This window comes from Janthinobacterium sp. PAMC25594, from assembly GCF_019443505.1.
GTDB lineage: Bacteria > Pseudomonadota > Gammaproteobacteria > Burkholderiales > Burkholderiaceae_D > Janthinobacterium.
Window position 1 is genome coordinate 1259704 of the sequence record NZ_CP080377.1, and the last position, 17333, is coordinate 1277036.

General features: G+C 64.2%; 12 protein-coding genes. 3 read left to right on the forward strand and 9 right to left on the reverse strand.

The annotated features are described in order from the left end of the window. Nucleotides 1–47: 47 nt before the first annotated feature. From KY494_RS05505 to KY494_RS05515, 3 genes are all read right to left on the reverse strand, one after another. Nucleotides 48–3095, reverse strand: a complete 3048-nt coding sequence (locus tag KY494_RS05505) for a CHASE domain-containing protein (protein ID WP_219890202.1) — start codon at nt 3093–3095, stop codon at nt 48–50. Between the two features lie 143 nt (nt 3096–3238). Next, on the reverse strand, nt 3239–4000 hold the full coding sequence (gene cobA / locus KY494_RS05510) for a uroporphyrinogen-III C-methyltransferase (protein WP_219890203.1): 762 nt from the start codon (nt 3998–4000) through the stop codon (nt 3239–3241). 14 nt (nt 4001–4014) lie between these two features. Beyond that, nucleotides 4015–5193, reverse strand: a complete 1179-nt coding sequence (locus tag KY494_RS05515; protein WP_219890204.1) for a CmpA/NrtA family ABC transporter substrate-binding protein — start codon at nt 5191–5193, stop codon at nt 4015–4017. Between the two features lie 248 nt (nt 5194–5441). Between KY494_RS05515 and KY494_RS05520 the strand changes: the two genes are divergently transcribed. The 3 genes from KY494_RS05520 (at nt 5442) to KY494_RS05530 (ending at nt 9578) form a co-directional block, all read left to right on the forward strand. Further along, nucleotides 5442–5960, forward strand: coding sequence for a sigma-70 family RNA polymerase sigma factor (locus tag KY494_RS05520; protein WP_219890205.1), 519 nt, complete (start codon nt 5442–5444; stop codon nt 5958–5960). Further along, a complete protein-coding gene (locus KY494_RS05525; protein ID WP_219890206.1) occupies nt 5957–6961 on the forward strand; it encodes a FecR domain-containing protein in 1005 nt (334 codons plus the stop codon). The genes KY494_RS05520 and KY494_RS05525 overlap by 4 nt, the downstream gene beginning before the upstream one ends. A 94-nt stretch (nt 6962–7055) precedes the next feature. Continuing rightward, nucleotides 7056–9578, forward strand: coding sequence for a TonB-dependent receptor (locus tag KY494_RS05530; protein ID WP_219890207.1), 2523 nt, complete (start codon nt 7056–7058; stop codon nt 9576–9578). Between the two features lie 42 nt (nt 9579–9620). Here the strand turns inward: KY494_RS05530 and KY494_RS05535 are convergent, their stop codons facing one another. From KY494_RS05535 to iolC, 6 genes are all read right to left on the reverse strand, one after another. Then, nucleotides 9621–10259, reverse strand: a complete 639-nt coding sequence (locus tag KY494_RS05535) for an ANTAR domain-containing response regulator (protein ID WP_071077872.1) — start codon at nt 10257–10259, stop codon at nt 9621–9623. Between the two features lie 62 nt (nt 10260–10321). Then, nucleotides 10322–11821 (reverse strand): CoA-acylating methylmalonate-semialdehyde dehydrogenase, encoded by a 1500-nt coding sequence (locus tag KY494_RS05540; protein ID WP_219890208.1) that lies wholly within the window; start codon nt 11819–11821, stop codon nt 10322–10324. A 13-nt stretch (nt 11822–11834) separates the two neighbouring features. After that, nucleotides 11835–12632 (reverse strand): 5-deoxy-glucuronate isomerase, encoded by a 798-nt coding sequence (iolB, locus tag KY494_RS05545; protein ID WP_219890209.1) that lies wholly within the window; start codon nt 12630–12632, stop codon nt 11835–11837. Further along, on the reverse strand, nt 12629–13543 hold the full coding sequence (iolE, locus tag KY494_RS05550; protein ID WP_219890210.1) for a myo-inosose-2 dehydratase: 915 nt from the start codon (nt 13541–13543) through the stop codon (nt 12629–12631). Before iolE ends, iolB begins: the two co-directional genes overlap by 4 nt. Before the next feature lies 1 nt (nt 13544). Further along, nucleotides 13545–15386 (reverse strand): 3D-(3,5/4)-trihydroxycyclohexane-1,2-dione acylhydrolase (decyclizing), encoded by a 1842-nt coding sequence (iolD, locus tag KY494_RS05555; RefSeq protein WP_219890211.1) that lies wholly within the window; start codon nt 15384–15386, stop codon nt 13545–13547. Further along, the gene (iolC, locus tag KY494_RS05560) at nt 15383–17329 is read right to left on the reverse strand and encodes a 5-dehydro-2-deoxygluconokinase (RefSeq protein WP_219890212.1); all 1947 of its coding nucleotides are present in this window, start codon (nt 17327–17329) and stop codon (nt 15383–15385) included. Before iolC ends, iolD begins: the two co-directional genes overlap by 4 nt. Nucleotides 17330–17333: the final 4 nt, after the last annotated feature.

Consider the following 17333-nt stretch of genomic DNA (forward strand, 5'->3'; position numbering starts at 1 on the left):
GCCCGGTGGCCGGAGACGTCAAACGCGTATTATCGCCGCTGCCTGCGTCAGGGGGCGTCGCTGGCGGCAAATTCCACAGAAATTTGTTCCGCCACCTGCGCCAGCGCCGGCTCCAGCGCCGTCAGCAAGGCGCGCGCCTGCTGCAGATCGCCGCCCAGGCGCAAGCCTTCGATCGACATGCACAGGCTGGCGAAGGCATGCGCGCCCACGGCCAGCGCCGACGATTTGCTGCGGTGTCCCAGGTCGGCCAGGCGCCCCAGGTCTTCCAGCGCCATGGCCTGCTCCATTTCGGCGATGCCGTCACGCGCCGTATCGAGAAACAGCTGGGTGTATTTGCGCATCTTCACGGCGTCATTGCTGAACGTGAGCGCCAGGGTGGCCAGATCGAGGATGGCCATGTCGCGCAAGTCCGGCGCGGCGCCCGACGGCGGCACTGTCGGCAGCGCCGCCAGCCTCTCGCCCACGCGCGCATGGCCGATACCGCCAATGCCGCCAATGCCTCCACGCAGGCGGAACCATTTGGCCAGCAGGTGAAACAGCAGATTCGGGGCGATCGGCTTGGTTACGAATTCATCCATGCCGGCCGCCAGGCAACGGGCGCGGTCTTCGCTGCCCGCATTGGCCGTCATGGCGATCACCAGCAGGCCGCCGAGCCTGGGGTCGGCGCGGATGCGGCGCGTCGCCTCGAAGCCGTCCATCTCCGGCATCTGCACGTCCATCAGCACGCAGTCATAGCGCTGGCGGGACAACAATTCCAGCGCTTCGCGGCCATTGCAGGCGACGCAGACGGTGGCGCCGGCGTCTTCCAGCAATTCGCAGCCCACCTGCTGGCTGAAGACGTTATCTTCCACCAGCAGGATGGATGCGCCACGGATCACACCCAGGACTTCGGGCTCGATTTCGACGATGCGCTCGTCGCCCGCTTGCGCGCTTTTCTCCAGGCGCGCCGTGAACCAGAAGGTGCTGCCCAGGCCCGGCTGGCTGTACACGCCCACCTTGCCGCCCATGAGTTCGACCAGTTGCTTGCTGATCACCAGCCCCAGGCCGCTGCCGCCATACTTGCGCGTCGTCGAGGGGTCGGCCTGATGGAAGGAGCGGAACAGCTGCGCCACCTCTTCCTGCTTCATGCCGATGCCCCGGTCCTGCACCTCGAAGCGCAGCATGCTGTGGCTGCCGCGCTCCTCGGACTGGCGCACGCGCACGAAGATGCTGCCATTGTCGGAAAACTTGATGGCGTTGCTGGTCAGGTTCAGCAAGACCTGCTCCAGGCGCAGCGGGTCGCCGCGCCAGCGCTGCGGCAGCTCGGCCGCGATATCGAACTGCAGCGCCAGGCCCTTGACGGCGGCCGCGTCGCCGAGCTGGCTGGCGATGTTCGCCAGCAGGGTGTCGAGACGGAAGTCCAGCACTTCCAGTTCCAGCTTGCCCGCCTCGATCTTGGAGAAATCGAGGATGTCGTTGATCAGGCCCAGCAAATGCTGGCCCGAATGGAAGATTTTTTGCAGATAATCGCGCTGGCGCGCATCGGCCACCGATTTCAGCGCCAGGTGCGCCATGCCGATGATGCTGTTCATCGGCGTGCGGATTTCATGGCTCATGTTCGACAGGAAGTCGCTCTTGGCCTGGCTGGCCGCGTCGGCCTGCTCCTTCAGGCGGTGCAGTTCCGTCACGTCGGTGGACAGGCCGATCAGGCCCGTGACGGGACCGGGCAAGCCCAGCGGCACCTTGACGCTCCACAGGTGATGCACCTGGCCCTGCGCATCGACGAAGCGCTCCTCGCCGACGAACTTGGCGCCGCTGTCGAACACCTGGCGTTCGGTCAGCTGGGCGGCGGCGGCCGCATCGCCGAGCATCAACTCGCCATCCTGGCGGCCGATCAACTGCTCCGCCGAGCGGCCCAGTATCTTCGCCGTGCGCGCATTCACGTAGCGGTAGCGCAGGTCGGCATCCTTCATGTAGACGTAGGCATCGACGCTGTCGAGCACCGTATCGAGCAGGGTGCGCTGCGCCACCGCGTTGCGGCGCGAACGGTACAGGGTAAAGATGTAGCCATAAACGAGCAGGGTGCCGGCCACGCCGACGGCCAGCGCCAGCCACGGGAAATAGCGGTCAAAGGGACTGTACAGCTCCGCCTTGCGCACGCGGAAATGGGCTTTCCATACGCCCCCCTGATACACGATGGGCAGCACCTGGTCGAAATACGCGGCATCGCCGCCCGCTTGCGGCGGCGTTGCCGCCAGGTCGCCGTCATCGTTGAACAGCAGACGGTCCTGCGGCGCGATGCGCAGGACGCCTTGAGCCGGCAGAGGTTCGACCGCGCTGTACAGGATCAGGTGCAGCGGTTCCAGGGCGCTGCGTTCGAGCGCGCTGTGCACCAGCTGTGTCACGCCAAAGCCGATGCCCACGGATCCCTGGTAGGCGGCGCGGCGCTCGGCCACGCTGCCTTGCGGCATGCCATTGCGGTACACGGGCAAGCGCATGCCCAGGCCCACATGCGCGGGCGGTCCCTTGATCATGATCACCTGCCCGGAGGCGCTGACTTCGCCGCTGTCGCGCGCCTGCGCCAGGGCCTGTGCCACCAGCGGGCTGGCGCCGATATCGACGCCCATGCGTTCAGACAGCAGCGAATCGGGCTCCAGGTAAGTGAGCACCGTGTATTCGGGCCGCTCGCCGGGCGGGCGGATGGTGAAAGCGGGATAGCCGCGTGGCGCCAGGCTGGTGTCTTTGCGCACGGCCTCGATGAAGGCGGCGCGCTGCGCCGACGGGACGGCCGCCGCGTAGTTGACCGATTCGATGGCGGGGAACTGGCGCGCGATATCGAGGCCGGCCACGTAATCGTGGAACTGGCGGCGCGTCAGCTGCTCGCTGGTGCGAAACAGCGCTTCGAGCCCGCGCAGCAGATCGGAATAGCTTTTTACGCGCGTGGCCAGGCTATGCTGGGCACCGTGCGTGAGGTTGTCGAAACGCTGTTCGGCGTCGTCATTGACCGTGCGCACCGCGCCCGCATACAGGGCGCCGCCCACCGCCAAGGCCAGCAGCAGGCCGCCCGCCCAGATTCTGATGCCTGATCCCGCCCCGCCCTTGCTCAAAGTGTGCATTGTCGATCGCTTATTCCGGTTTCCTCGAATGTGCGGCACTCCGGCCACCCAGCAAGCACGAGGATACTATCAAAGCTCACGCCCGACGCGCTTGTGCAAGAAAAAAAGCGCGCATGATGGTTGCACTGGAAAACACCTGGTGCTTAAGCCAGCAAGGCGCTGGCACCATGGTCATCCCAGGCATCGGCGCAGCGCACCACCTCGCCCACGACGATGATGCTGGGACTGCCCAGGCCGCTGGCCTGCAAGTCGGCGGGCACATCCTGCAAAGTGCTCAGCAACTGGCGCTGGGCCGGCAAGCTGGCCGATTGCACCACGGCCACGGGCGTGCCGGGCGCCATGCCGCCGGCCAGCAAGCCCGCCTGGATGGCCGCCACCCTGGCCACGCCCATGTAGATGACGAGGGTGAGCTTGCTTTGCGCCAAGGCCGCCCAGTTCGGCTCGGATGCGCTATCCTTGCCGTGACCGGTGACAAAGATCGCGCCCTGGCTCCAGCCGCGGTGCGTCAGTGGCACGCCGATGCTGGACGGTGCTGCCAGGCCGCTGCTGATGCCGGGTATCACCTCGACAGCCACGCCGTGGCTGCGCAAATAGGCGCGCTCTTCGCCGCCGCGCCCGAACAGATACGGGTCGCCTCCCTTCAGGCGCACCACATGCAGGCCGGCGCGCGCTTCGGCCAGCATCAGGCGCTCGATGAACGCTTGCGGCGTGGACGCGCAGCCGCCCCGCTTGCCCACCTCGACCACGCGCACGCCAGACGCCGCATGCGCGAGGATGGCCGGGTTGACGAGGTCGTCGATCAGCACTACATCGGCCCGCGCGATGGCCTTCACAGCTTTTAATGTCAGCAGGTCCGGGTCGCCGGGACCGGCGCCCACCAGGGTCACGCTTCCACATTGCGCCATGATGCACTCTCCAATCAGAAAAAATGGCCGATGGCAAACGATGCCGCGTACGCTTCCGGCGCGCTGCCGTCCCACACGACGCCGTCGCACAGGGTCGAGCTGCGCATGGGGGCCTTTGGCACGGGCGTGGCCGTCATTTCCGCCGCCTGGCGGTACAGGTCGATGCGGTTGACTTGCCTTGCCACCGCCAGATAATCGGGCTCATCGCGCAGCAAGCCCCAGCGCCGGTGCTGGGTCATGAACCACATGCCGTCGGACAGGTAGGGGAAATTCACGGCGCCAGCGCCGTAAAACTGCAAGCCGCGCGCCTCGTCCCAGGTCTTGCCCAGGCCATCCTGATAATGGCCGAGGATGCGCGGCGCCAGCATTTCCTGCGGCGTGTTCAGGTAAGCAGGCTCGGCCAGGGTGGCCGCCATGGCCAGCCGGTTGCTATCGCTGGCGTCGATCCAGCGGCCCGCCTCGAGCACGGCGGCGATCAGGGCGCGGCAGCTGTTCGGATGCTGGCGCGCAAACGCGGCGCTGGTGCCCAGTACCTTGCCCGGATGGTCGGGCCAGATGCCGCCGCTGGTGGCGGCCGTCACGCCGACGCCATCGACGATGGCCTTGTAGCCCCACGGTTCTCCCGCGCAAAAGCCATCCATCTGGCCCGCGCGCAAGGCCGCCACCATCTGCGACGGCGGCACCGTCATCACGCGCGCGTCGCGCAGCGGATCGATGCCATGCGCCGCCAGCCAGTATTGCAGCAGCATCGCGTGGTTGCCGGTCGGGAAAGTATGCGCGAACGCAAACGGCCGCGCCGTGGCGCGCATATGCCGCGCCAGTGTGGGGCCATCGTGAGCGCCCTCGCGCGCCAGCGCCGCCGACAGGGTGACGGCCTGGCCGCTGTGATTCAGGTTCATCAGCACGGCCATGTCACGCTGTTGTCCGCCGATGCCCATCTGCACGCCATACACGAGACCGTACAACACGTGGGCCGCGTCGAGTTCGCCGTTATGCAATTTGTCGCGCACGCCGGCCCACGACATCTCGCGGCTCAGTTCGATCTTGATACCGTATTTTTCATCCAGGCCCAGCTTCGACGCCATCACCAGCGAGGCGCAATCGGCCAGCGGCAGGTAGCCGATGCGTATCGCCTGTTTTTCCGGATGTACTGATCGCATCACCTGGGCGCTTGCGCCCTTTCCCTCTGTCATACCCGCATCCTTGCTTAACTTTGCGAAATACCGCTGACCATTCCCTGCGCAAGCCGCGCGCCCCTGCCCTTTAGCCAGCAAGAGCCGTGCCAGACGCACGGGTAAAAAATGCACCAAAAGCGTGCCGCGGCTGGCCGGAATGGATGGACTAGCCAAGGCCTCATTGCACAAAACATCCTTCCTCGCTAAAATGAGAACAATTCCCATTTAGATTCAAGACTTCTCCATTCACGACCGTCACGCCCCCCATGCCCGCCCCGCTCCCCTTTTCCCCCCACCCTGTCGGCACGCTCTACGGCGCACACCTCGGCTGGCTGAAAGGCTGGCTGCGCGCACGCCTGGGCAATATGGGCGATGTCGCCGACCTGGCGCACGACACCTTCGTGCGCCAGCTGGTCGACCGCAATGCGGAAGCCATCCGCGAACCGCGCAGTTACCTGGCGACCATCGCCGGCAGAGTCGTGGTCGATCACTACCGCCGCCGCGCGCTGGAACAGGCTTACCTGGAAACCTTGGCGCAATGGCCGCAAGCACAGGAACTGTCGTGCGAGGCGCGCGCCATCGTGCTGGAAACACTGCACGAGATCGATGCGTTGCTCGACGGCCTGGGCGCAAAAGTCAAGCAAGTCTTCATCCTGTCGCAATTCGAGGGCCTCAGCTATGCCCGCATTGCGCAGGAGCTCGGCATCAGCCTGCGCAGCGTGAACAACTACATGGCGAAGGCCGTGCTGCAGGTATGCCTGCTGCAAGCGGCGCTCGAAGCATGAGCGCGGGCGGCCTGTCCGGCATGGAGTTGCGCGCGCTGCGCGCGGCGGCCGCCTGGTATGCGCGCCTGTGCTCGGGCCACGTCACGCCGGAGGACCAGTTGCGTTGGCAGCGCTGGCGCGACGCACACCCCGCCCACGGTGCCGCCTGGCAACGCATCGAAGCGATGCAGCGGCAACTGGGCAGCGTGCCCGGCGCTTTGGCCGCGCCAGCCTTGCAGGCTGCGGCGCAAACCAGGCTTGCGCAGGTATCGCGCCGCGGCGTGCTGCGCGGCACCCTGGCCGTGCTGGGTGCCAGCGGCCTCGCATGGCATGGCTGGCGCCAGCCCGCCGCGCGGGAATGGCGGCTGGCCATGCTGGCCGACATCTCCACGGCAACGGGCGAACAGCGGCGCCTGATCTTGCCCGACGGCTCGCGCCTCGTGCTCAATACGGATAGCGCCGTGGACCTGGCATATGACGAGGCGCAGCGCCGCCTGCTGTTGCGCAGCGGTGAAATTTTCATCGGCACGGTCGCCGATCCCCATCTGGCCATCGGCTATGGCGCCCGGCCTTTCCTGGTAGATACGCCACATGGCCGCATCCGCGCGCTGGGTACGCGCTTCCTCGTGCGCAGCGATCATGCGGGCACGCTGGTCACCGTACTGGAAAAGGCCGTGGAAGTGCGCAGCGGACAGCAGCGCCCCATGCTGGTGCAAGCGGACCAGCAATTGCGCATTGGCGCCGATGGCGCCATGCAATGCCCCGCGCCGGCTGAATTCGGCGCGGGCGCGTGGCAGGACGGCAGTTTATTGGTTGACAACATGCCGCTGTCTCGCTTGCTGGCTGAACTGGGACGCTACCGCCGTGGCGTGCTGCAATGCGATCCGCGTGTGGCCGACCTGCGCGTATCGGGCAACTTCCCGCTGGCAGATAGCGACCGCGCCCTGCAAGTGCTGGCCAACGGCTTCCCGCTGCACATCGTGATGCACACGCGTTTCTGGGTACGCGTGCTGCCCGCCTGAAAAATATATTCCCAAAGCGTGCACTTTTTTTGCCGCTGATCCGACCTCCTTCCTGCAAGCGTCCTGAAAGACGCGTTAACCCTGAAGGAATTCCATGACCGCCGCACCAAGTATCGCGCGCCGCACCGCCGTCGCCCACGCTGTACACACCGTCCTGCTGGCCATGCTGGCCACCGCGCCATTACTCACTCCAGCCGTCGCGTCTGCTGACGCCACCAGCACCGCCCGCAACGTCGACATTCCCGCCGGGCCACTGGGCGCCACCATCAGCCGCTATGCCAGCACGGCCGGTGTCGCCATCGCCTTCGATGCCACGCAGCTGGCCGGCCTGAGTTCGCCTGGCTTGCACGGCAACTACACAGTCGACCAGGCTTATGCGCAATTGCTGCAAGGGAGCGGCTGGGAAGCGGAGCAACGCGGCGACGGCAATTATGTGTTGCGCAAGGCGGCTGCTGCGCCGCAGGCGATGGAAATCAGCATGCGTGAAATCCGCGTGACGGGCCGGCGCGACGGCGAAACGGAAGGTACGGCTTCGTATACCACGCCTGTCATTACCATAGGAAAAACGGCCCAATCCTTGCGCGAACACCCGCAAACAGTCTCCGTGCTGACGCGCCAGCGCCTCGACGACCAGAATATCAGCGACTTGAGCAAGGCAGCCGAACAAGCCGTCGGCATCACCGTACAGGACAATACTTTCCTGATACAGAAGCTGTATGCACGCGGCTTTGAAATCAGCAGCTACCAACTCGATGGCGGTGCCCCCATGGATACGGGCTTTTCCGCCAGCATCGCAGCCGACCTGGCGGAATATGATCGTGTGGAAATCCTGCGCGGCGCGGCAGGCTTGCTGAACGGCACGGGCAATCCAGGCGGCGCCGTTAATCTCGTGCGCAAGATGCCTACTGCCGCGCCGCAGTTCAATGCCAGCGTAGCGGCCGGCAGCTGGAACAATTACCGCAGCGACCTCGATGCTTCCGGCCCGCTGGCGTTCGACGGCAATTTGCGCGGACGCGTCGTCGTCGCCTATGAAAACCGCAAATACTTCACGGCCATCCGCGCAACGGAAAAGCCGCTCATCTATGGCGTACTGGAAGCCGATATCGCGCCCGGTGCCGTGCTGGCCATCGGCGCTCGCGAACAGCGCACGCATGACCGGGGAACCTGGCCGGGCTTGCCCCGCTATAGTACGGGCGCCGAGCTGCACTTGCCCCGCAACACGGGTGCCATGGCCGACTGGGCCGGCGTCGATTCCACCTCGAAAGAACTGTTCGCCAAACTGACCTGGCGCCTGGCACAGCGCTGGACCCTGCGCGCGAATGCCGCGCAGATGCGCCAGGCCGGCGCGACGGACGATGGTTTCATCCAGGGCGCCATCGATCCGCAAACCTTGACGGGCGGCCGCTGGCAAAGCGGCCACACGCAATACCATAACAAGCAACAACTGCTCGATATCAACGTCAGCGGCGCCTTCAACTGGTTCGGCCGTACGCATGAAGTACTGGCCGGCATCGATGGCCAGAAAGTCACCAGCAGCTGGGTGGCCAGCTATCCGCTGGAAGGCAACGGCGCACCGGGAGATTTGTTTCACCCAGGCAATACTCCCTTTCCCAAACCTGTGTATGGCCCCATTGAACGCGACTACGATCCCTGGGGCCAGACCCAGTATGGCGCCTACGCCACCTTACGCCTGGACGTGGCCGAAGGCAGCAAGCTGATCGCAGGCGCGCGGGTCAACCGCTACCGCTACCGCCAGCACTATCGCGAACTCGATACGGACACGGGCATCTGGGACACTTCAGGTTTGACGCAATACGCGGAACCGACCAAGGTCACCCCTTTCATCGGCTTCGTGCACGATATCAATCACGAGTGGTCGGCCTATGCGAGCCACGCGCAAATATTCAAGCCGCAAGCCGACTTCAAGGCTGGCCCCGCGCCGGGCACGGGATTGCGCCCCATGCGCGGTGCAAATAGCGAACTGGGCCTGAAAGGGGAACTGTTGGGCGGCAAGCTCAATACGGCACTGGCCCTGTACCGCATCGTGCAGGATGGCCGGGCCGTCAACGATCCCCGCTATGAAGAACAGTCCGCCCTATTTTCCAGCAATTGCTGCTACCTGGCTTCCGGCAAGGTCGTCAGCCAGGGCGTGGAAATGGAAGTCAACGGTGAAGTGGCCGCTGGCGTGCAATTGTCCGGCGGCTATACCTACAACCACAACAGCAATGAAACGGACAAGGCCGTTTTCAGCACGATCACGCCCAGGCATGCGCTCAAGCTGTGGGGCAGCTGGCAATTACCGGGGGCGGCTTCCGCCTGGAAACTCGGCGCCGGTGCAACCATGCAGAGCAAGCAATACGCACAAGGCACGGCTGCCAGCTGGAATGCGGCCACAGGCAAGTTCAACGGCCCTGCCGTGCCATTCCACTATACACAGGCAAGCTATGCCGTCTGGAATGCCATGGCGCAATATCGCATCGACCGCCACTGGAGCGCCAGCGTCAATATCAATAATGTCTTCGACAAGACCTATTACCGCACCATGGGCCGCTCCAGTAATGGCAATTTCTATGGAGAACCACGCAGCGCGGCGCTGATCTTGCGTGCCAGCTACTGACAGGCAAGTACGCACTGATGTGGTGCATTGCACCACATCGACTCATCCCAGCAAGTCCTCCACGTCGAGGATGCGCTGGGCAATTTCCGCCAGCTTCAGCTTTTTATTCATCGCCATGCTGCGCAGCCGCTGGTAAGCCTGCTCTTCCGTCAAGCCCTGATGCGTCATCAACAGGCCCTTGGCCCGTTCGATCACCTTGCGTTCCAGCAGCTTGTGCCGCGTGTCGAGCAATTCGGCGCGCAGTTTTTCTTCCTGGCGAAAGCGCGCCAGCGCCACGTTCAGCACGGGTTGAATGCGCTCGGCCTGCAAGCCGGCGACGATATAGGCGGAGACACCGGCCGCCATGGCCGCGTCGATGCTGGCCGTGGCGCCGTCTTCCGTAAACAGGACGATGGGACGGCGCTCGTCGCGCGTGGCGATGACGATGTGTTCGAGCACGTCGCGCGCATCCGATTCCGCATCGATGATGATGAGATCAGGCTGCAGTTGCGCGATGCGCTCGGGAAGATAGAGGTCGGCTGGCAAGGAGGCGACGATGTCGAAACCCGATTCCAGCAAGCCGATGCGCAAGGCATTACCGCGCAGCACTTGGGCCGCCAAAGCCGCATCCGCGTGCACGCCGTGCTCGACGATGGTGTTGACGACAACGATGCGCAAAGGCTGGGTACGGCTGGACGTCATGGGAGCGATCTGCAATGGCTAAACACAACCATTGCAGTAAGCAAGAAGCGAACCAGCGGGTTTTACTTCAGGGTCGGCATGGCGAACTCGGCCCCGGCGGCCGTCGAGGCCGGCCAGCGCTGCGTGACGGCCTTCTGTTTCGTGTAGAAACGCACCGATTCCGGGCCATGCGCGTGGTGGTCGCCGAACAGGCTGCGCTTCCAGCCGCCGAAGCTGTGGAAGGCCATCGGCACGGGAATCGGCACGTTGACGCCGACCATCCCCACCTGCACCCGGTGCGTGTATTCGCGCGCCGTGTTGCCATCGCGCGTGTAAATCGCCGTGCCGTTGCCGTATTCATGCGCGTTGACCAGGTCCAGCGCCGTGGCGAAATCGGGTACGCGCACGATGCACAGGACAGGGCCGAAGATTTCCTTTTTATAGATGGTCATCTCGGGCGTGACATGGTCGAACAGGCTGCCACCGAGGAAAAAGCCGGTTTCATGACCTGGCAGCACGAAACCGCGTCCATCGCTGACCAGCTTGGCGCCTTCCTTGACGCCGGTGGCGATGTAGCCGGCGATCTTGTCCTTGTGCACTTGCGTGACCACGGGGCCCATCTCGGCCGACAGATCCATGCCCTGCGTGATTTTCAGGGCCGCGATGCGGGGCACCAGCGCTTCGACCAGCTGGTCGGCCACGTTGCCGACGGCCACGACGACGGAAATGGCCATACAGCGCTCGCCCGCCGAACCGAAGGCAGCGCCCATCAGGGCATCGACCGTCTGCGGGATATCCGCGTCGGGCATGACGACCATGTGATTCTTGGCGCCACCCAGCGCTTGCACGCGCTTGCCCTGCGCGCAGCCGGTGGCATAGATGTATTCGGCGATCGGCGTGGAGCCGACAAAGCTGACGGCGCGTACGTCCGGATGGCGCAGCAAGCCGTCGACGGCTTCCTTGTCGCCCTGCACCACATTAAAGACGCCATCGGGCAAGCCCGCATCCGTCAACAGCTGCGCCAGCAGCAGGCTGGCCGACGGGTCGCGCTCCGACGGTTTGAGGACGAACGTATTGCCGCAGGCAATCGCCATCGGGAACATCCACATCGGCACCATCACGGGGAAATTGAACGGCGTGATGCCGACGCAGACACCGAGCGCCTGGCGGATCGACCAGGCGTCGATACCGCCTGCCACTTGCTCGCTGTACTCGCCCTTCATCATCTGCGGGATGCCGCAGGCAAACTCCACCACTTCGATGCCGCGCGTCACTTCCCCTTTCGCATCCGTAAACACCTTGCCATGTTCGGCCGTGATCAGGGCAGCCAATTGATCCGCATGTTCTTCCAGCAATTCCTTGAACTTGAACATGACCCGTGCGCGGCGCAGGGGCGAGGTTTGCGACCAGGCGGGAAAGGCCGCGTGGGCGGCGGCCACGGCCGCGTTCAGCTCGGCGGCAGTCGCCAGCGACACCTTGGCCGTGACGGCGCCCGTGGCGGGATTGAAGACGTCGCTCGTGCGCTCGGAGCGCGAAGCCATGGGATTGCCACCAATAAAGTGGCCGATCATCGGGGTAGTCATATCTTGTCCTTGATTATTTGGTATTCATCAGCCACTCATGGGCCGGGTCGTTTTTAAAGTGCCACACGCGTTTCGGGCCGGCCATCACGTTCAGGTAATAGCCGTCATAGCCATACGGCACGGTGACGGGGTGGTAACCCCTGGGCACCATCACCACGTCGTGGTTTTCCACGGCCATGGCTTCGTCGATGGAACGGTCATCCGTGTAGACTCTTTGGTATGCAAAGCCCTGCTCCGGGTTCAGACGGTGGTAATACGTTTCTTCCAGCGAACTTTCCAGCGGCACATTGTCGCTATCATGCTTGTGCGGCGGATAGCTGGACGAGTGGCCGGACGGCGTGACCACCTCGACCACCAGCAAGCCATCCGCTTCCTCTGTCTGCGGCAGGATGTCGCACACATAGCGCGTGTTGGCGCCCTTGCCGCGCACGGAACGCGTCATGCTGGCCGGTTCGATCAGGCGCGCCGGACGGTGCGTGGTGGCCGGCGCGCTGCACAGGGCCACTTCGGCGGCGCTCACGGCCGTGATGCTGACCTGTGTTTCCAGCGGCACATACACGGCATACGGAGAGCGCTCCTCGAAGACGCTGGCGCGATTGCCGATGGCTTCCCAGCTCTGCTCGCCCGCCTGCACGGTGACGGTGCCCGTCAGCACGACGAGGCACAGTTCGCGGCTGCCCGTCTCCAGGCTCAGCGATTCGCCGGCCGCCAGGCGGTGCGCGGCAAAACCCACATGCGTCCAGCCGGCCGACTCGGGCGTGACCTCGACGATGGTCTGTCCCTGCCCCGCTTTCACCAGCAGCGGGCTCATGCCGCCTCCCGTTTCAAGCGGGGAATCGCATCGACCAGGCTTGCCAGGTAATCGTGGCCCATCTTTGCATACTGATAACTGGGTGCCACGGCCGGGTCTTGCTCCGCTTCCACCACCAGCCAGCCTTCGTAGCCGTGCAGATACAGCCGCGTCAGGATGGCCGGGAAGTCGATGCTGCCGTCGCCGGGCACGCTGAAGGCGCCATTGATGACGGCCTGCAAGAAACTCCAGTGGCCATTACGGGCCAGTTTCACCACGTTCGGGCGCACATCCTTGCAATGCACGTGGCAAATCCTGTCGATATGCTTATTTAACACCGCCAGCGCATCGCCGCCGGCAAACGTGATATGCCCCGTGTCGAACAGCAAGCCGACCTCGGCCCCCGTCAGGGCCATCAGTTGATCCACATCGGCCGGGGTTTCCACGTAGGCACCCATGTGGTGGTGATACGCCAGGCGCACGCCGTTGTCGAGCAAGTGCCTGGCAAACATCGTCAATTTGTCGGCGTAGTCCTGCCATTGCTGCTGGGTCTGGAAACGGGGGCGTTTATATAAAGGGCGCGCTTCGCCCTGGATGGCGTCGGCCACTTCCCCGTACACCATGACGGTCGCGCCGCTGTCGGCCAGCAGCCGCAAATGCGGGCCGACGGAAGCGATCTCTTCTTCCACCGAGCGATGCGCCAACCGGCCCGAATACCAGCCGGAAACACAGGCAAGATTGTATTTGCCCAGCACGGCGTTCAGGGCCGGCGCATCCTTTGGAAACTTGTTGCCCAGCTCGAAACCCACGTAGCCGATCTCGGCGCCCTCTTTCAGCGCTGTCTCCAGGGGCGTCTCGCCGCCCAGGCTGGGTAAATCGTCGTTCATCCACGAGATCGGGTTGATGCCGATCTTGACATTCCAGGTAGTCATCTCAATTCCTTTGTTTCAGACGGTCAAGTTCATAACGGGCGCGCGCAGCTTGCACGCCTGGCTGGGTGGAGACTTCCGGCACGGCCACTTCCCACCAGCAACCGCCCTCTGCGGTCGTACGCGTATCGTCCGTATTGATGCAGATCAGATACGTGCGCGGCGCGGCGCGGGCGCGCAGCATGGCCTGTTCCAGTTCAGCGATCGACCCCACGTGTTCGCTCATGGCGCCCAACGATTGCGCATGCAGGGCAAAGTCGATATGCGGGGCGCTGTCGGGCAACATATTGTTGAACGAGGCATTGCCGCACGCCTGCTGCAATCGGTTGATGCAGCCGTAGCCGCGGTTGTCGAGCACGACGATGATGAGTTTTTTGTCCAGCATGACGGAAGTGGCGATTTCCGAATTCATCATCAGATAGCTGCCGTCGCCCACCATGACGATGACTTCCGAGTCAGGCTTGGCCATCTTGACACCGAGGCCGCCGGCGATTTCATAGCCCATGCACGAGTAGCCGTATTCCATGTGGTAGCCGCCCGGTGTTTCCGTTCGCCACAGTTTATGGAGTTCGGCCGGCAAGGTGCCTGCCGCGCAGACGACGATGTCGCGGGTGGTGGAGTCCCTGGATGAACGCTGCACGGCGCCGATGACTTCGCCGTCATACGGCAAGCCGGCCACTTCCCTTTTCCCGGTGATCGACACCACGGTGTCGCGCCAGGCATTGCCCGCCTGCTGCGCCCGGTCCAGCCAGAGTCCCGCGCTGTTCCAGCTGCCCAGCAGCCGCGACATGCCTTGCAAGCCCAGCGTCGCGTCCGCCTGCACGCCCAGGCCCCGGCGTTTCAAGGCGTCAAAACTATTGACGTTCAGGCTGACCAGTTGCGCCTGCGCAAACAGGGAATTCGACCCGGTCGTGAAATCCTGCAGGCGCGTGCCGACGGCCAGCACCACGTCCGCGTCCGCCGCCAGCGCGTTCGCGGCGGGCGAACCGGTCACGCCGATGGCGCCCAGCTGCAATGGGTGGTTCCACGGCAAGGCACTCTTGCCCGCCTGGGTTTCCGCCACGGGGATGCCATGCCGCTCGGCAAACGCCTGCAGGGCGGCGCTGGCCTTGCCGTACAACACGCCGCCACCGGCCACGATCAGCGGCTGTTTCGCATTTTTCAACAACGCTGCCGCCTCTTCCAGCTCCTGCTCGACGGGCGGCAAGGCGCGGAAACGCACGATCCTCGGCGCAAAAAATTCCTCCGGATAGTCATATGCCATCGTCTGCACGTCTTGCGGCAGCGACAAGGTGACGGGACCGCAGGCGGCCGGGTCCGTCAAGGCGGCAATGGCGCGTGGCAAGGCCGTCAGCAATTGCTCGGGATACACGATGCGGTCGAAATAACGCGACAAAGGTTTAAAAGCGTCATTCACCGAGACGCTGCCGTCGCTGCCATCTTCCAGCTGCTGCAGCACCGGGTCCGGCGCACGCGACACGAAGACGTCGCCCGGCAGCAAGAGCACGGGCAGGCGGTTCACGTGCGCCAGGGCGGCGGCCGTCAGCAAATTCGTCGCGCCCGGGCCGATGGAACTGGTGACGGCCATCATGCGCCGACGCATGTGCGCCTTCGCATAGGCAATCGCCGAGTGCGCCATCGCCTGCTCGTTGTGGGCGCGATACGTGGGAAAAGTATCGCGATACTGGTACAGCGCTTCGCCCAGGCCCGCCACATTGCCGTGGCCAAAGATGGCGAAGGCGCCGCCGAACAAGGGAAGCAAGGTACCGTCACCGTCTTCCGTACGCAAAGCAGCCAGGTAGCGGACCAAGGCTTGCGCCATGGTCAATCTGATCGTCGTCTTCATGCCGCACGCTCCAGACGGTTGCGCGTGCGTTGCCACAAGCTGATGAGCTGTTCGAAGTTGGCGCGTACGGCGGCGATCAGGCCCGCATCGTCGAGTTCTCCGGCCAGCCAGCGGCGGCTCGGTTCCTGGAAAATGGTGCGGCCCACCATGAAGCCGCGACACGTCGTGCTGGCACTGGCCTGCTCAAAACTGGCGGCCAGTTTCTCGATCGGGGCATTCAAGCCCAGCAAGACAACACCACGGCAATACGGATCGCGCTCGTGCACGAGGGCATCGATGGCTTGCCATTGCTTGGCCGACATGCTTTCCAGCTTCCACCATTCCGGATAGATACCGAGGTTGTACAGGCGCTTGACGGCGCGCAAGACGGTATCGTCACTGTGCAGCAGGGATTCCGATGGTATGACTTCGAGCAACAGTTCGTGACCGCTCACTTGCGCCGCGTCATACAGGGCCTTGATTTGCGCTTCCTGTTCCAGCCGGTTTTCCACGGCGTCGTCCGGGTGCAGCTGCACCAGGCATTTGATGACGTGTTCCTTCGGCCAGCTGAGCAGATGCGAACCGATGGAGCGGCCCCAGTCGAATTGCAGCGGGTTCGAACCCGGCAATTCCACGGGACGGCCGATCCACCAGCCCCGCCCCGTCGCATCGTTGAGCGCGTCAACGCCATAGCGGCCATCGATCAGCACGCCCGTCTTGCCGGCCAGCTGCAAGGCCGTTTCCGTCTGCGCCACGGCTTGCACCATCAATTGCTTCAAGGCCGAGATACGCGACTCGGCTGCGCCAGTTTGCTGCGCCAGCTCAAAGAATTGCGTGCGGTGGTCGAACGCGAACACGCACAACTCGTCCCACTGCGGGCGCGCGACTGTCGTGCGGTGCAAGCGGGACAGGGTGGCATCCTGGTCCGGCTGCGTCAGCTTGGCCGCATTGGCCAGGAAATAGTCAAGCTCGACGGGCGACGGCATGGCCGGCGCGCAGCCGTGGCGCGACACGACCAAGGCGCCGCAGCCATTCGCGTAGCGGCAGCACGCCTCGTAATCCTCGCCGCGCAGCCAGCCTTTCAGGAAGCCGGACAGAAACGCATCGCCCGCGCCGAGCACGTTCAGCACTTCCACGCGCACGCCACGGTAGTTATACGCGTCATCCAAACTGGCCGGCACCACATTGTCGATGACGGCGCTGCCCAATGGGCCCCGTTTGACGACCAGGGTGGCCAGGGTGGCGGCACGCACGGCGCGCAAGCTGGCCATGATGTCGGCAGCGCCGCCGGCGATCATGAATTCCTCTTCCGTGCCGACGATCAGGTCGAATTGCGGCAGGATCGCCTGCAAATGGCTGGTCACGCCGTCGTTCGAGACGAAACGCGTTTCGCCGTCCGCCTTGCCCGACAAGCCCCACAGCACGGGCCGGTAATCGATGTCGAGTACGGTGCGCACGTTGTTGGCGCGGGCCAGTTTCAATGCTTGCGTGCTGACGGCGTGCATGGCACTGGTGGAAAAATGCGTGCCGGTGATCAGGAGCGCTTTGCTGGAGGCAATGAAGGCCGCATCCACCGACGCCGGGTCGATGGCCATGTCGGCGCAATTTTCACGGTAAAAAATCAGGGGGAAGGTGTTTTTATCCTTGATGCCCAGCATGACGAGGGCGGTGAGCCTGTCGCGGTCGATGCCGACATGGCTGACGTCGCAGCCCTCTTTCGACAAGGTATCCGTCAAGAAACGGCCCATGTGGTCGTCGCCCACTTTCGACAGCATGGCGGACTTCAAGCCCAGCCTGGCCGTGCCGAAGGCGATGTTCGCCGACGAGCCGCCCAGGTACTTGGCGAAACTGCTCGCGTCTTCCAGGGGGCTGCCGATCTGCTGCGCATACAGGTCCACCGCCAGGCGGCCCAGGCAAATCACGTCGAGCGCGCGGCCGTGGGCAAATTGTGTCGGGTTATTCATGGTT

Excerpts from the sequence above, each read along its gene's own strand:
- KY494_RS05505 (WP_219890202.1), bottom strand. The coding sequence starts at position 3,095 with ATGCACACTTTGAGCAAGGGCGGGGCGGGATCAGGCATCAGAATCTGG.
- cobA (WP_219890203.1), bottom strand. The coding sequence starts at position 4,000 with ATGGCGCAATGTGGAAGCGTGACCCTGGTGGGCGCCGGTCCCGGCGAC.
- KY494_RS05515 (WP_219890204.1), bottom strand. The coding sequence starts at position 5,193 with ATGACAGAGGGAAAGGGCGCAAGCGCCCAGGTGATGCGATCAGTACAT.
- KY494_RS05520 (WP_219890205.1), top strand. The coding sequence starts at position 5,442 with ATGCCCGCCCCGCTCCCCTTTTCCCCCCACCCTGTCGGCACGCTCTAC.
- KY494_RS05525 (WP_219890206.1), top strand. The coding sequence starts at position 5,957 with ATGAGCGCGGGCGGCCTGTCCGGCATGGAGTTGCGCGCGCTGCGCGCG.
- KY494_RS05530 (WP_219890207.1), top strand. The coding sequence starts at position 7,056 with ATGACCGCCGCACCAAGTATCGCGCGCCGCACCGCCGTCGCCCACGCT.
- KY494_RS05535 (WP_071077872.1), bottom strand. The coding sequence starts at position 10,259 with ATGACGTCCAGCCGTACCCAGCCTTTGCGCATCGTTGTCGTCAACACC.
- KY494_RS05540 (WP_219890208.1), bottom strand. The coding sequence starts at position 11,821 with ATGACTACCCCGATGATCGGCCACTTTATTGGTGGCAATCCCATGGCT.
- iolB (WP_219890209.1), bottom strand. The coding sequence starts at position 12,632 with ATGAGCCCGCTGCTGGTGAAAGCGGGGCAGGGACAGACCATCGTCGAG.
- iolE (WP_219890210.1), bottom strand. The coding sequence starts at position 13,543 with ATGACTACCTGGAATGTCAAGATCGGCATCAACCCGATCTCGTGGATG.
- iolD (WP_219890211.1), bottom strand. The coding sequence starts at position 15,386 with ATGAAGACGACGATCAGATTGACCATGGCGCAAGCCTTGGTCCGCTAC.
- iolC (WP_219890212.1), bottom strand. The coding sequence starts at position 17,329 with ATGAATAACCCGACACAATTTGCCCACGGCCGCGCGCTCGACGTGATT.